Below are 12,737 nucleotides of genomic sequence, written 5' to 3'. Positions count from 1 at the left end.
CTGTTGAAGGAGTGCAGTCCTGCCCGATTCGCGGGCCTGCTCCCGGTCGCCGGTCCCCGGCGGCCGAGAGCCGGGGTGAGGAGGTGTCCCAGGTGGACGTCGACGCCGGACACGGCGCCGCCCTGGGCGGCTCCCTTCCGACCCAGGGCGAGCTGCCGCTCACCCGCCGACTGCGCTCCCTGCTCACCTGGCCCGCCGCCGACGGCGACCCGGTCACCACCCTGGTCCGCGCGCACCGGGGCATCCATCCCAGCGCCGACGCGTCGGTGCTGCGCCGGGCCTACACGATCGCGGAGAACATGCACCGCGGTCAGTTCCGCAAGAGCGGCGAGCCCTACATCACCCACCCGTTCGCGGTCGCACAGATCTGCGCCGACCTCGGCATGGACACCATCACGCTGGTCGCCGCGCTGCTGCACGACACGGTGGAGGACACCCGCTACACGCTCCAGGCCCTCCAGGAGGACTTCGGTCGCGAGGTGGCCCACCTGGTCGACGGCGTGACCAAGTTCGACAAGGCGTTCTACGGCAAGGCCGCCGAGGCGGAGACCGTCCGAAAGATGATCGTGGCGGCCGGCAAGGACGTCCGGGTGCTGGTCATCAAGCTGGCCGACCGGCTGCACAACATGCGCACGCTCGGGGTCCGCTCGGCCGCCTCGCGGGAGCGGATCGCCCGCAAGACGCTGGAGGTGCTGGTCCCGCTCTGCGACCGGCTGGGCATCCAGACCCTCAAACGCGAGCTGGACGACGTGGTGCTGCTGCACCTGCAACCCGATGAGCACGCGCGCATCGCCCGGTTCGTGCACGACCGGCCGGGCTGGGACGCCTACCTGGCCGACGTGGTGGCCCGTACCCGGGCGGCGCTGCGCCGCAGCCGGGTGGACGCCGAGGTCTCCCCCCGCCCGCGGCACCTCTACTCGATCTGGAAGGACACCGTCGCCGGCGACCACGCCGCCCCGTTCGACCTGCCCCGCATCGCCATCGTGGTGGACGGCCCGCCGACCGACTGCTATGCCGCGCTGGGCGCGGTGCACGGGCTCTGGCGGCCGGTGCCGGGCCGCTTCAAGGACTTCATCGCCTCACCGAAGAACAACCTCTACCGGTCGCTGCACACCAGCGTCTGCGGCCCACAGGACCGCACCGTGGAGGTGCTGATCCGCACCACCGAGATGCACCGCGACGCGGAATACGGCGTGGCCGCCCACTACCGCTTCCCCCGGGCCGCCGGCCGCGCGGAGGAGCTGGCCTGGCTGCGCCGGGTGCTCGACTGGGAGCAGGAGACGGTCGACCCGACCCAGTTCATGGCGTCGCTGCGCTGCGACCTGGCGGAGGCGCAGATCCAGGTGGTCGCCGACGGCCGGCAGGTGGTGCTGCCGGCCGGGGCCACCCCGGTCGACCTCGCCTACGAGTTGGGCACCGAACGCGGCGACCACTGCCTCGCCACCCGGATCAACGGCCGGTTGGCCCCGCTCTCCTCCGAGCTGGAGGAGGGCGACGTGGTGGAGATCTTCACCGAGAGCGACGCGGAGAGCGGCTTCGAGGTCGACGTGGCCCCGCGCGGGCCGCGCCGGGAGTGGCTGGGGTTCGTCAAGTCCCCGCATGCCCAGATGCAGATCAACCGGTGGTTCGCCGAGCACACCGAGCCGGGCATCTCGATCGCCGACAAGGTCCGGCTCGGCCGGGCCTCGATCGGTTTGGCGCTGCGCAAGCACGACCGGGGCCTGGCCAGCGACCTGCCGTTGCTGCGGCTCTCCGAGGAACTGGGCTATCCCGACCTGGAGACGCTGCTGGTGGCGGTCTTCGACCGCTCGGTAGAGCCCGACACGGTGGTGCAGCAGCTGATCGACCTGGTCGACCACCGGCAGTAGGCGAAGGGCGTCCGCCCGCGGCGCCCGGGCGGCCACTAGCCTGGACGCATGATCCCCCGCGCGCGTGCCACCGGACGGGCCCTCGGCTACCGGCTGTTCTACCGGCTCCCGGTCCCGATGCGACGGCGACTGGTCCGGCTCGCCGTGCCGAAGTACATCGTGGGCGCGGTGACGCTGGTGCGGGACGCGGAGGCCGGCGGCGCGGGGCGGATCCTGCTGCTGCGCCAGCCCCCCGGCCACAGCTGGAGCCTCCCGGCCGGCCTGCTGCAACGCGGCGAGGCGCCGGTGGTCGGCGCGGCCCGGGAGCTGCACGAGGAGTCCGGCGTCCGGCTCTCCCCCGACCGGCTCCGCCCGGCCGTGCCGAACGCGGTCGTGCACGCCAAGGGCTGGGTGGACGTGGTCTTCGAGGCGGACGTGCCGGCGTCGCGCACCGAGCTGAAGGTGGACGGGGCCGAGGTGTTCGAGGCCGCCTGGCACCCACTGGACGACCTGCCCCGACTCAGTCGCGCCACGGCCAACCTGCTGGCCCACTACGGCATCGGCCCGCGCGCCGGCGAGGTCCCGCCGGCGCCACCCGCCTCGTGACCATCCCTGGTTCCGGCACCCCGGCGCTGGGCGTCGAGGTGTGCGCGGTGGTGCTGGCGGCGGGTGAGGGCACCCGGCTACGACCGTTGACCGAGCGGGTGCCGAAGGCGCTCTGCCCGGTCGGCAACGTGCCGCTGCTGGACCGGGCGCTGGCCCGGCTGGCCGGGCTCGGGCTGACCGGCCCGGGCCGGGTCGCGGTGAACGCCTGCTACCTGGGCGAGCAGGTGGTGGCGCAGGTCGGCGACCGGGCGCACCTGTCGGTCGAGCCGGGCGATCCGCTGGGCACCGCGGGCGGCGTGGGACGGCTGCGGGACTGGATCGGCGGGCGGGGCGTGCTGGTGGGCAACGCCGACGCGTACCTCGCCGACCCGGCGACCCCGCCCGGCGCGGACGTGGCCGCGCTGCTCGACGGCTGGGACGGGCGGAGCGTACGCCTGCTCGGGCAGCCGGCGGACGACCCGGCCGCCCCCGGCACCTTCGCCGGCCACCACTTCGTCGGGTTCTCGCTGCTGCCCTGGCGGCTGGTCCGCGACCTGCCGGCCACCTTCGGCGACCTGGTCCGGGCGGTGTGGCGGCCGGCGGAGGCGGCCGGCGCGCTCACCGTGGTCCCCTACCGGGGCACCTTCTTCGACACCGGAACGCCGGCCGACTACCTGGCGGCGAACCTGCACGCCGCCGGTCCGGACGGGCTGGTCGACAGGTCCGCCGAGGTGGACGGGCCGGTCACCCGCTCGGTGGTCGGCGCGGGCGCACGGGTGCACGGCGCGGTCGACCGGTCGGTGATCTGGCCGGGCGCGACGGTCGCCGCCGGGGAACGCCTCGTCGGCGTGATCCGCGCCGGCGCCGACCTCACCGTCCCGGCCGCGCGGTGACGGTGCCGGGCAATAGCATGGGCCTCGTCGCCGACGAACGGAGAAACGTCCCGTGATCACCGCGATCGTGCTGATCGACTGCGCCACCGACTCCATCCCCGAGGTGGCCGAGACCCTGGCCAACCTGCCCGGCGTCAGCGAGGTCTACTCGGTGGCCGGGCACGTCGACCTGATCGCCATGGTCCGGGTCCGGGAGTTCGAGCAGATCGCCCAGGTCATCGCCGGCAGCATCTCCAAGGTGCCCGGCGTGCTCAACACCGAGTCGCACATCGCGTTCCGCGCCTACTCCCAGCACGACCTGGAGGAGGCGTTCGCGATCGGGCTGGCCAACGCGGACTGATACGGCGGGTGGCCGACCCACCCCGATCCGGGCGGGCCGGCCACCGTCGGCCGTACGGGTGCGTCAGCTCTGCGCGGGCGCCGGGGTCTCCGTGGTGCCCGGAGCGGGCTCCTCGGTCCCGTTGCCGCCCGGAGCCGGCGACTCGGTGCCACCCGTCCCCGGCGACGTGGTGCCGCCCGGGCTGGGCGTGCCGCTGGCGCTGGTCTGCGGCACCGGGACGCCCAGGGTCTGCGCCAGGGCCACCAGCGCGTCATAGTGCGCCTGCAGCACCGGCAACGCGTCCTGGGCGAGCTGGACCACCGACTGCTCGGAGCCCTGCGAGATCTCCGTCTGGGTGGCCTGGATGGCCTGGACGTGGCCGGCGAGCTGCGCGGTCACCCACGCCTTGTCGAACTGGGCCCCGTTGAGGCCGTTCAACTTGTCGAGGACCTTCTGCTGGTCGGCGGTCGGGTCGGCCGGCAGCTGCACGTTGAGCTGCTGAGCGGTCGACTGCACCGTCTGGTCCAGCTGGGTGTGGTCCGTCACGAACATCTTGCCCAGGTCCTTGACCTGCTGGTTCTGGCCCTTCTGCTGGGCCAGGTTGCCCGCGGTGATCTCGAACAGGTTGACCTGGTGCACCGCCTGCAGATACTGGGTGTCCTGCGTCGACGGCTGCGCCGCGGCCTGCGCCGCGGCGGCGGGCGCCAGCCCCACGACCACCAGCGCGGCCAGCAGGCCCAGGCGTTTGATTCCCAACATGCGTTCCTCCCCCATGAGACGTCGGACCGCACGGATACCCGGCTGACCGGGGTTATTCCTGCGATTCCACCCGTCCGGGGCGCGCCCGAGGGGAACAACGGGGCGGAAACGCCCGTGGCGCCCGCCGGAGGGATCCGGCGGGCGCCACGGTCAGTCGTACCCGGAAGGGTCAGCGACGGCTGTCGCCGCTGCTGATCTCCTCCCGCTCTCCCCGGGGCTCGACCGGCGGGTGCCCCGGTGAGACCGGCGCCTCGGCCGGCTTCTCGATCGGGTAGAAGAAGCCCCGGATCGCCGGGCCGAGGGCACCGAGCCGGTTCATCTTCTTCGGCACCACCCAGCCGACGTAGTCGAGCGCCGGCGCGTGGCCGTCGTGCCCGTCGGCCGACGTGAGCGGCTGGTGGACCTCGACGAACCGGCCGTCGGGCAGCCGCTTGATGATGCCGGTCTCCACGCCGTGGGCCAGCACCTCCCGGTCGTGCTGCTGGAGACCCAGGCAGAGCCGGTAGGTGACGTAGTAGGCCAACGGCGGGATCACCAGCAGACCGATCCGGCCGGCCCACGTCATCGCGTTCAAACTGATGTGGAACTTGTCGGCGATCACGTCGTTGCCGCCGGAGAGCGTCAGCACAACGTAGAAGGCGACCGCCATGGCGCCCACCGCGGTCCGGGCCGGCACGTCCCGGGGCCGCTGGAGCAGGTTGTGGTGCTTGTAGTCCTTGAGGCGACGCGCCTCCAGGAACGGGTACATCGTCGACAGGCCCACCAGGATGCCGGGGAGCACGACCGTCGGCCAGAACAGCGGCGGGATGACGTATCCGTCGCCGATCGGGATGCTGATCTCCCAGGCCGGCATGAGTCGGGTCGAGCCGTCCAGGAACATGACATACCAGTCGGGCTGGCTGGCCGCCGACACCACCCACGCCTCGTAGGGGCCGAAGTACCAGATCGGGTTGATCTGGAAGAGGCCACCCATCAGCGCGACCACGCCGAAGACGACCATGAAGAAGCCGCCCTGCTTGAGCGCGTAGCGCGGGAACATCCGCTCGCCGACCACGTTGGAGTTGGTCCGGCCGGGGCCGGGCCACTGGGTGTGCTTCTGCTTGAACACCAGGCCCAGGTGCACGCTGATCAGCGCCACCAGCAGACCCGGGATGAGCAGCACGTGGGCGATGAAGAAGCGGCTGATGATGATGGTGCCGGGGAACTCCCCGCCGAAGATCGACGAGCTGACCCAGGAACCGATCACCGGGATCGACAGGATGATGCCGGAGGCGATCCGCAGACCGGTGCCGGACAGGCCGTCGTCCGGCAGCGAGTAGCCGGTGAAGCCGGCCAGGAAGCCGACCCAGAACAGCAGCGAGCCGATGATCCAGTTGGTCTCACGCGGCTTGCGGAACGCGCCGGTGAAGAAGACCCGGAGCATGTGCACCACGATCGCGGCCATGAACAGCAGGGCGGACCAGTGGTGCATCTGCCGCATGATCAGACCGCCGCGGACGTCGAACGAGATGTCCAGGCTGGAGGCGTACGCGGCCGACATCGGGGTGCCCCGCAGCGGCGCGTAGCTGCCGTCGTAGGTCACCTCGGTCATCGCCGGCTCGTAGAAGAAGGTGAGGAACACACCGGTCAGCAGCAGGATCACGAACGAGAACAGCGCGATCTCGCCGAGAAGGAACGACCAGTGGTCGGGGAAGACCTTGTTCAGCAGCTTGCGCAGCGGCGTGGCGACCTGGAACCGGTCGTCCACCGCCCCGGCGGTCTTGGCCGGCAGCGCGGCCGCATCGAACTTTCGGCGCTTCATGGCCGCTCCCAGAAGTCGGGACCGATGGTCTCGGTGTAGTCGGACCTCGCCACGAAGAAGCCCTCCTCGTCCACCTCGATCGGCAGCTGCGGCAGCGGCCGGTTCGCCGGGCCGAAGATCGGCTTGGCGTTGTCGGTGATGAGGAACTGGGACTGGTGGCAGGGGCAGAGCAGGCGGTTGGTCTGCTGCTCGTAGAGGCTGGCCGGGCAACCGGCGTGCGTGCAGATCTTGGAGAACGCGACGTAGTTGCCCCACATGTAGTCGCCGTGGCCCTTGCGCTCGTTGGCGGCGCGCGACTTCTGCGCGTCGTCCTCACGCAGGTGGATCAGCAGGGTCGGCGAGTCGGCGTGCTTGTTGCTGACCCCGCCCTCGATGCCCGGGAACACGGTGAGCTGGCCGCCGACGCTGACGTCGGCCGGGCGGATCGGCCGGCCGTCCTCACGGATCAGCCGGATCTTCTCACCGCCCTCGGCCGGCGCGAAGCCGGTGGTGAACATCTGGTTGTTCTTGTGCGGCTGCTCGATCAGGCCACCGATCAGCGGCGCGGCGGCAACCGCGCCGACCGGCGCCAGGCCGGCGAGCAGCGAGATGCCGAGCAGCGGCCGGCGCTTCACACCCAGCTCGTCGGCCAGGTAGAGCATGGTCTCGCCGGTGATCTTGCGATCCTCCGGGTTGTCGACCTGGTCGTGCCGGTCCTGGATCGAGACCTCCTTGGGCAGCAGCTTCTTGCCCCAGGTGAGGATGCCGAAGCCGATGCCGAGGAGAGCCAGCCCGAGGGTCACGCCGAGCAGCGGGGTGTAGAGCTTGTCGCCACCGCGACCGGGCTCCCACTGCCACGGCCACCAGATGTAGATCACCAGGAAGGCGGTGGCGAAGACGCCGGTCAGCAGGAACATCAGGGCGACCGTACGGGTCAGCCGGCGCTCCGCCTTGCTGCCCGGGACCACCTGCTCCTCGTAGTGGACGATCTCGATGTCGTCCCGCCGGGCGCCCTCCTGGACGACGTCGAACCGGGAGAGCCGGGGGTCGTTCACGTCGACCGGCTCCCGACCCTGCTGGGCCTGGTGCTCGGTGTGGGTGCTCATGCCGTCACCTCGCTACGCGTGGCGCCGGTGGCCGGCACCAGGGCAATGATACAGACGTTCGGCCGGGTCACGACTTGCCCGCGATCCACAGGCTCGCGAAGACCAGCGCGACGATGCCGACCAGGAAGATCGCCAGACCCTCGGTCGACGGGCCGTACCGGCCCAGGTTGAAACCGCCCTGGTCCTGGTCGCTCTTCAGGGTCTCCTGGATGTAGGCGATGATGTCCGCCTTCTCCTGGGGGGTGATCTGGTTGTCGCCGAACACCGGCATGTTCTGCGGGCCGCTCAGCATGGCGGCGTAGATCTGCCGGTCGCTGGCCGGCTTCAGGCTCGGCGCGTACTTGCCGGAGGAGAGCGCGCCGCCGCCACCGCCGAAGGCGTGGCACTGCGAGCAGTTGATCCGGAACAGCTCGCCGCCGGTGGACATGTTGGCGCCGTCGCGCAGGTTGCCCGACGGCACCTGCGGGCCGCCGCCGAGCTCCTGGATGTACTGCCCGAGCTGGCGCACCTGCTCGTCGGTGAACTGCGGAGGCTTGCGCATGGCCTGGGCCTCCTGCCGGGCCATCGGCATGCGACCGCTGCTGACCTGGAACTCGACCGACGCCGACCCGACGCCGATCAGGCTCGGGCCCCGACCCTCGACGCCCTGCGCGTTGCGACCGTGACAGGTCACGCAGCTCACGTCGAACAGCGCCTTGCCCTCGTTGGCGGCGGCGGTCAGGGGCGGGTTGTCCTGCGCCTGCACGCCCGGGGCGAAGACGGTGTAGGCGCCGCCGGCCAGCATCAGCGCGGCGGCCAGCCGGACCGCGGCACCCAGCCGGCGGCGGCCCCTGCTGCGCGCTACGGGCCGCCCGCGCAACCGCGCGAGCAGACCGCGTCGGCGGTCGTTGTCAGAAGTCATGACCTGTGTCCTTAACCGGTTGGACCTTGTCTCAGGGGACGGAGCAGCGGCGCGGTTCGTGACGCGCCAAGATCACTGAAGCCAGTAGATCATGGCGTACAGCCCGATCCACACGACGTCGACGAAGTGCCAGTAGTAGGACACGACGATCGCCGAGGTCGCCTGGGCCGGGGTGAACCGACCCATGGTGGTACGGACCATGAAGATGATGAAGGCGATCAGCCCGCCGGTCACGTGCAGACCGTGGAAGCCGGTGGTCAGGTAGAACATCGACCCGTAACCGTCTTCGTTGATCTTGACGCCCTCGTGCACCAGGGTCCGGTACTCGTTCGCCTGCCCGAGCACGAAGATCAGACCCATCACGAAGGTGATCGTGAACCACCGGCGCAGGGCGTGGACGTCGCCCTTCTCGGCCGCGAAGACACCGAGCTGGCAGGTCACCGAGGAGAGTACGAGGATCACCGTGAAGGTGGTCGCGTACGGGATGTTCAGGACCTCGGTGTGCTTCTCCCACTGCTCCGGCGCCGCCGCGCGGATCGAGAAGTACATCGCGAACAGCGCCGCGAAGAACATGAGTTCACTGGAGAGCCACACGATCGTCCCGACGCTGACCATGTTGGGACGCGTCAGAGAGTGGATCCGGCTCTTGTCAATGGCTGGGGCCGCAGTCACGCGGTCATTATTGCCCTTGACCGGGACCGACGATCAGCGGGGTGGCAAACCCGGGCCCGCAGTGGCCCGATCGTGGTGGTCCGCTTCGCCTGACCTACCCTGAAAAGCGTGCTGCACGTCGATCAGATCCGCGCCGTCACCTCGGTCGTCGCCCCGACGACCCTGGCGGCGGGGGGCGAGGCCGCCCCGCCGCCGTTCACCGTGGCCCGCGTGCTCACCGAGACCCGGCTGGACAGCTGGCTCACGCTGGGCCTGGTGCTGGCCGCCGGGCTCTACCTCTACGGGGTGCACCGGCTGCGGCTGCGCGGCGACCGGTGGCCGGTGCTGCGCACGGTGGCGTTCCTCGGCCCCGGTCTCGGCGGCATCGCCCTGGTCACGGTCAGCGGGCTCGGCGCGTACGACACCGCACTGCTCTCGGTGCACATGGTGCAGCACATGGTGCTGTCGATGGTGGCGCCGATCTTCCTGGCCCTCGGCGCGCCGGTGACGCTGGCGCTGCGCACCCTGCCGGTACGGCCCCGTAAGCGGCTGCTCGCGGTCGTGCACAGCCGGCTGGCCCGGATCTACAGCTTCCCGCTGGTGGCGTTCGCCATCTTCGTGGCGAACCCGTTCGTGCTCTACTTCACCAACCTCTACGAGTTCACCCTGCGCCACGAGTGGGCGCACGAGCTGGTGCACGCGCACTTCATCATGACCGGCTGCGTCTTCTTCTGGCCGCTGCTCGGCCTGGACCCGCTGCCCGGCCGCTGGCCGTACCCGGCCCGCGCGCTGCTGATGCTGCTGTCGGTGCCGTTCCACACGGTGCTCGGGCTCACCATCATGCAGAGCACCACGCTGCTCGGCGGCGACTGGTACCCGTCGCTGAACCTGGCCTGGTCCGACCCGCGCAACGACCAGGTGGTCGCCGGCGGCATCCTCTGGGCCGGCGGCGAGTTCGTCAGCGTCACCATGCTCGCGGTGCTCGTCGTGCAGTGGATCAAGCAGTCCGAGCGCGAGGCCCGCCGGCTGGACCGCGAGCTCGACCGCCAGGAGGCCCGCGAGCGAGCCGCCGGGGCGGGCGCCGGGGCCGGGACCGGTCCGACCGGGTGAATGTGACGCCCGCTACGATCAGCGGGCAGCTACGAGGTGGGAGCCACGTCACGATGAGCGATCGTCTTTGCACCGTCCTGCTCTACAGCGACGACCCGAAGGTCCGGGACCGGATGCGGCTCGCCGTGGGCACCCGGCCGGCGCCCGGCATCGAGATCGAGTTCGTCGAGGCCGCCGACTACGCCGGCTGCGTCCGGCTGGTCGACGACTACGAGATCGACCTGCTCCTGCTCGACGGTGAGGCGAGCCCGGGTGGCGGCATCGGCATCGCCCGGCAGATCAAGGACGACCGGGACGACGCGCCGCCGACCTGCGTGGTGCTGGCCCGCGCCGCCGACCGCTGGCTCGCCGCGTACGCCGAGGTCGACGCCACGCTGACCCACCCGCTGGACCCGGTGACCGCCGGCAGCACCGTCGCCGAGCTGCTGCGCCGCACGCACGCCGCGGCCTGATCCACCCCGCGGCGCCACGGCGACGCGGCCGTGGCGCGCCCTCAACCGCCTGACTCACGCCGCTCGGGAGGCCCGCCATGGGCGAACGGACCTGGCCGCTTCTGCTCAACGCGCTGCTGCGCGGCGAGGAGCTCTCCACCGCCGACACCGGCTGGGCGATGGGCGAGATCATGGCCGGCTCGGCCACCCCGGCGCAGATCGCCGGCTTCGTCGTGGCGCTGCGCACCAAGGGCGAGACGCCGGCCGAGCTGGGCGGTCTGGTCGAGGCGATGCTGAGCCGCGCGGTGCCGGTGCACCTGCCCGAGGACGTCCGCGCCACCGCGCTCGACGTGGTGGGCACCGGCGGGGACCTCGCCCACACGGTCAACATCTCCACCATGGCGGCGCTCGTGGTCGCCGGCGCCGGGGTGCGCGTGGTCAAGCACGGCAACCGGGCCGCCTCCTCCTCCTGCGGCACGGCGGACGTGCTGGAGCAGCTCGGCGTGCCGCTCGACCTGACGCCGGAGCAGGTGGCCCGCTGCGTCACCGAGGCCGGCATCGGCTTCTGCTTCGCCGCCCGCTTCCACCCCGGTATGCGGCACACCGGGCCGGTCCGGCGCGAGATCGGCGTACCCACGGCGTTCAACTTCCTCGGCCCGCTGACCAACCCGGCGCGACCCCGCGCGGCCGCGGTCGGCTGCTTCGACAAGCGGATGGCGCCCGTGATGGCGGCCGTCTTCGCGGCCCGCGGCGACTCGGCGATCGTGGTGCGCGGCGAGGACGGGCTGGACGAGTTCAGCACCGGCGCGCCGACCCGGGTCTGGGTGGCCCAGCAGGGCACCGTCAGGGAGGCGGTGCTGGACGCGACGGAGTTCGGGGTACCCCGGGCCACTCTCGCCGACCTGCGGGGTGGAGACGCGGTCTACAACGCCGACGTGGTCCGGCGGCTGCTGGCCGGCGAGACCGGCCCGGTGCGCGACGCCGTGCTGGTGAACGCCGCGGTCGCGCTGGCCACCCAGGGCCCGCTCGACGGCGACCTGCACGAGGCGTTGCGCGCCAACCTGGGCCGGGCCGCCGAGGCGGTCGACACGGGCGCCGCCGCGGCCGCGCTGGACCGCTGGCTGGCGGTCGCGCGGACCGCCTGACCGGGTGCCTGTCATACCCGCATGCCAAACTACAGGGGAGTAATTTTCCGCTTTAGGGCGATGGTTCGGTGGTGCCGACGGCTCCCCGCCACCGCCGGCACCCGGAGCGAGAGGAGACGCCCGTGTCGGATCGCGAGCTCTACTGCGACACCTGCGAGGGCGTCGTGCTGTTCGAGGCGCCGCTCTGCGCCGACGGGCACGGCGTCGACTGCCCCGAGCTGGTCTGCACCGGCTGCGGCGCGGCCGTGCTGGTCGCCACGATCACGTTCCGCCCGACGACCCGGTCCCGCCGGCGCGCGCCGCGCGCCACCCACCGCCACGCGGCCTGACCGCACCCACGCACCCCGGCGGGGTCCACGCCGGGTGCCGACCCTTCGTCCTGTCCACTCCCGCGCACCAGGCGGCGTAGCCGGCGAGGACGCCGACGGTCGGGCAGGCGGGCAACGCAGCCGACCAGGACGTCCGCCACGCAAGATCGACGGAGATGCGTAGATCTTGGTACGAGTCGGCCCCTGGAAGGGCCATTCCGTACCAAGATCTCCGGTCAGGTACACGCACCTCGGACGCCCTACCGCCGCCAACGCCGGCTTCACCCCGAAGGCCGCACCGGCCGGGTGACGTCGATCATGAAGTTAGCGGCGACAATCCGGACGACCGGCGCCGCTAACTTCATGATCGATCGACGAGCCGGTGCCCCGGAGGGAGGGGGAAGGGGGAGGAAGCGGCAGGCCCGCGTCCCCGGGACGGGGGCGCGGGCCTGCGACGAAGAACGTGCGGGTCAGTGCTCGGCGGTGCGGCGGGTGCCCGAGTAGTACTCGAAGAGCAGCCCGCAGGCGGCGAAGACCACCGCCACCAGGCCCAGGCCCAGCAGCCAGAACTGCCAGAACACGAGCCCCAGGCCGGCGATGGCGGCGGCCAGGGCCAAGCCGAACGGCCAGTAGCTGCCCGGGCTGAAGAAGCCGATCTCACCGGCGCCGTCGGCGATCTCGCCGTCCGCCCGGTCCTCCGGACGCAGGTCGATCCGGCGGGAGACGAACCAGAAGAAGCCGCCGCACATCGCGCACAGCAGGAAGGACAGCAGCAGTGCCACGGTGCCGACCCACTCGATCCGGCCACCGCTGTCGCCGTGCGTCCAGGCGCCGTAGAGGATGGTCGCGCCGAGCAGGAACGCGGCGATGGTCAGGAAGATCTTCCACTCGGTCTTCATGCC

14 protein-coding genes are annotated in these 12,737 nt (G+C 71.6%); 8 read left to right on the top strand and 6 right to left on the bottom strand.

Annotation, left to right across the window (positions count from 1 at the left end):
• The first annotated feature begins 92 nt into the window (after positions 1-92).
• From O7598_RS07705 to O7598_RS07690, 4 genes are read left to right on the top strand one after another with little or no spacing between them, the layout of a single operon-like run.
• On the top strand, positions 93-1,868 hold the full coding sequence (locus O7598_RS07705; RefSeq protein WP_269694786.1) for a RelA/SpoT family protein: 1,776 nt from the start codon (positions 93-95) through the stop codon (positions 1,866-1,868).
• A gap of 48 nt (positions 1,869-1,916) precedes the next feature.
• Complete coding sequence (locus tag O7598_RS07700) at positions 1,917-2,453, top strand: NUDIX hydrolase (protein WP_269690658.1); 537 nt, start codon at positions 1,917-1,919, stop codon at positions 2,451-2,453.
• Positions 2,450-3,325, top strand: coding sequence for a nucleotidyltransferase family protein (locus O7598_RS07695; RefSeq protein ID WP_269690657.1), 876 nt, complete (start codon positions 2,450-2,452; stop codon positions 3,323-3,325). The genes O7598_RS07700 and O7598_RS07695 overlap by 4 nt, the downstream gene beginning before the upstream one ends.
• Positions 3,326-3,377: 52 nt before the next feature.
• Positions 3,378-3,665, top strand: a complete 288-nt coding sequence (locus O7598_RS07690) for an Lrp/AsnC family transcriptional regulator (protein WP_013287689.1) — start codon at positions 3,378-3,380, stop codon at positions 3,663-3,665.
• 63 nt (positions 3,666-3,728) lie between these two features.
• Here O7598_RS07690 and O7598_RS07685 read toward each other — a convergent pair whose 3' ends face one another.
• From O7598_RS07685 to ctaE, 5 genes are all read right to left on the bottom strand, one after another.
• Positions 3,729-4,403: a DUF4142 domain-containing protein gene (locus tag O7598_RS07685; RefSeq protein WP_269690656.1), complete on the bottom strand. Its 675-nt coding sequence runs from the start codon at positions 4,401-4,403 to the stop codon at positions 3,729-3,731.
• A 169-nt stretch (positions 4,404-4,572) separates the two neighbouring features.
• A complete protein-coding gene (gene qcrB / locus O7598_RS07680) occupies positions 4,573-6,204 on the bottom strand; it encodes a cytochrome bc1 complex cytochrome b subunit (RefSeq protein WP_269690655.1) in 1,632 nt (543 codons plus the stop codon).
• Complete coding sequence (gene qcrA, locus O7598_RS07675) at positions 6,201-7,289, bottom strand: cytochrome bc1 complex Rieske iron-sulfur subunit (RefSeq protein WP_269690654.1); 1,089 nt, start codon at positions 7,287-7,289, stop codon at positions 6,201-6,203. The genes qcrB and qcrA overlap by 4 nt, the downstream gene beginning before the upstream one ends.
• Positions 7,290-7,356: 67 nt before the next feature.
• Complete coding sequence (gene qcrC / locus O7598_RS07670) at positions 7,357-8,190, bottom strand: cytochrome bc1 complex diheme cytochrome c subunit (RefSeq protein ID WP_091059319.1); 834 nt, start codon at positions 8,188-8,190, stop codon at positions 7,357-7,359.
• Positions 8,191-8,262: 72 nt separating this feature from the next.
• The gene (gene ctaE, locus O7598_RS07665) at positions 8,263-8,862 is read right to left on the bottom strand and encodes an aa3-type cytochrome oxidase subunit III (protein WP_091059316.1); all 600 of its coding nucleotides are present in this window, start codon (positions 8,860-8,862) and stop codon (positions 8,263-8,265) included.
• Between the two features lie 108 nt (positions 8,863-8,970).
• Here ctaE and O7598_RS07660 point away from each other — a divergent pair, with 108 nt between their 5' ends.
• From O7598_RS07660 to O7598_RS07645, 4 genes are all read left to right on the top strand, one after another.
• The gene (locus O7598_RS07660; protein ID WP_442929831.1) at positions 8,971-9,951 is read left to right on the top strand and encodes a cytochrome c oxidase assembly protein; all 981 of its coding nucleotides are present in this window, start codon (positions 8,971-8,973) and stop codon (positions 9,949-9,951) included.
• A 53-nt stretch (positions 9,952-10,004) separates the two neighbouring features.
• Positions 10,005-10,403, top strand: coding sequence for a hypothetical protein (locus O7598_RS07655; RefSeq protein ID WP_091059310.1), 399 nt, complete (start codon positions 10,005-10,007; stop codon positions 10,401-10,403).
• Between the two features lie 77 nt (positions 10,404-10,480).
• Entirely contained in the window at positions 10,481-11,527 is a 1,047-nt protein-coding gene (trpD, locus tag O7598_RS07650; RefSeq protein ID WP_269690653.1) for an anthranilate phosphoribosyltransferase, read from the top strand.
• Between the two features lie 122 nt (positions 11,528-11,649).
• Positions 11,650-11,856, top strand: coding sequence for a hypothetical protein (locus tag O7598_RS07645; protein ID WP_269690651.1), 207 nt, complete (start codon positions 11,650-11,652; stop codon positions 11,854-11,856).
• A gap of 449 nt (positions 11,857-12,305) precedes the next feature.
• On the opposite strand, the gene O7598_RS07640 is transcribed toward O7598_RS07645, so the two are convergent.
• Positions 12,306-12,734, bottom strand: coding sequence for a cytochrome c oxidase subunit 4 (locus tag O7598_RS07640; protein ID WP_269690649.1), 429 nt, complete (start codon positions 12,732-12,734; stop codon positions 12,306-12,308).
• Positions 12,735-12,737: the final 3 nt, after the last annotated feature.

It is taken from the genome of Micromonospora sp. WMMC241 (assembly GCF_027460165.1).
Lineage (GTDB): Bacteria > Actinomycetota > Actinomycetes > Mycobacteriales > Micromonosporaceae > Micromonospora > Micromonospora humi.
The sequence above is the reverse complement of the archived record's forward strand: the minus strand, read 5'-3'. Positions and strand labels throughout refer to the sequence as shown.

Coding starts and splice junctions, on each gene's coding strand:
- qcrA (WP_269690654.1), bottom strand. CDS start 7,289: ATGAGCACCCACACCGAGCACCAGGCCCAGCAGGGTCGGGAGCCGGTC.
- O7598_RS07700 (WP_269690658.1), top strand. CDS start 1,917: ATGATCCCCCGCGCGCGTGCCACCGGACGGGCCCTCGGCTACCGGCTG.
- O7598_RS07655 (WP_091059310.1), top strand. CDS start 10,005: ATGAGCGATCGTCTTTGCACCGTCCTGCTCTACAGCGACGACCCGAAG.
- qcrB (WP_269690655.1), bottom strand. CDS start 6,204: ATGAAGCGCCGAAAGTTCGATGCGGCCGCGCTGCCGGCCAAGACCGCC.
- O7598_RS07685 (WP_269690656.1), bottom strand. CDS start 4,403: ATGTTGGGAATCAAACGCCTGGGCCTGCTGGCCGCGCTGGTGGTCGTG.
- qcrC (WP_091059319.1), bottom strand. CDS start 8,190: ATGACTTCTGACAACGACCGCCGACGCGGTCTGCTCGCGCGGTTGCGC.
- trpD (WP_269690653.1), top strand. CDS start 10,481: ATGGGCGAACGGACCTGGCCGCTTCTGCTCAACGCGCTGCTGCGCGGC.
- O7598_RS07640 (WP_269690649.1), bottom strand. CDS start 12,734: ATGAAGACCGAGTGGAAGATCTTCCTGACCATCGCCGCGTTCCTGCTC.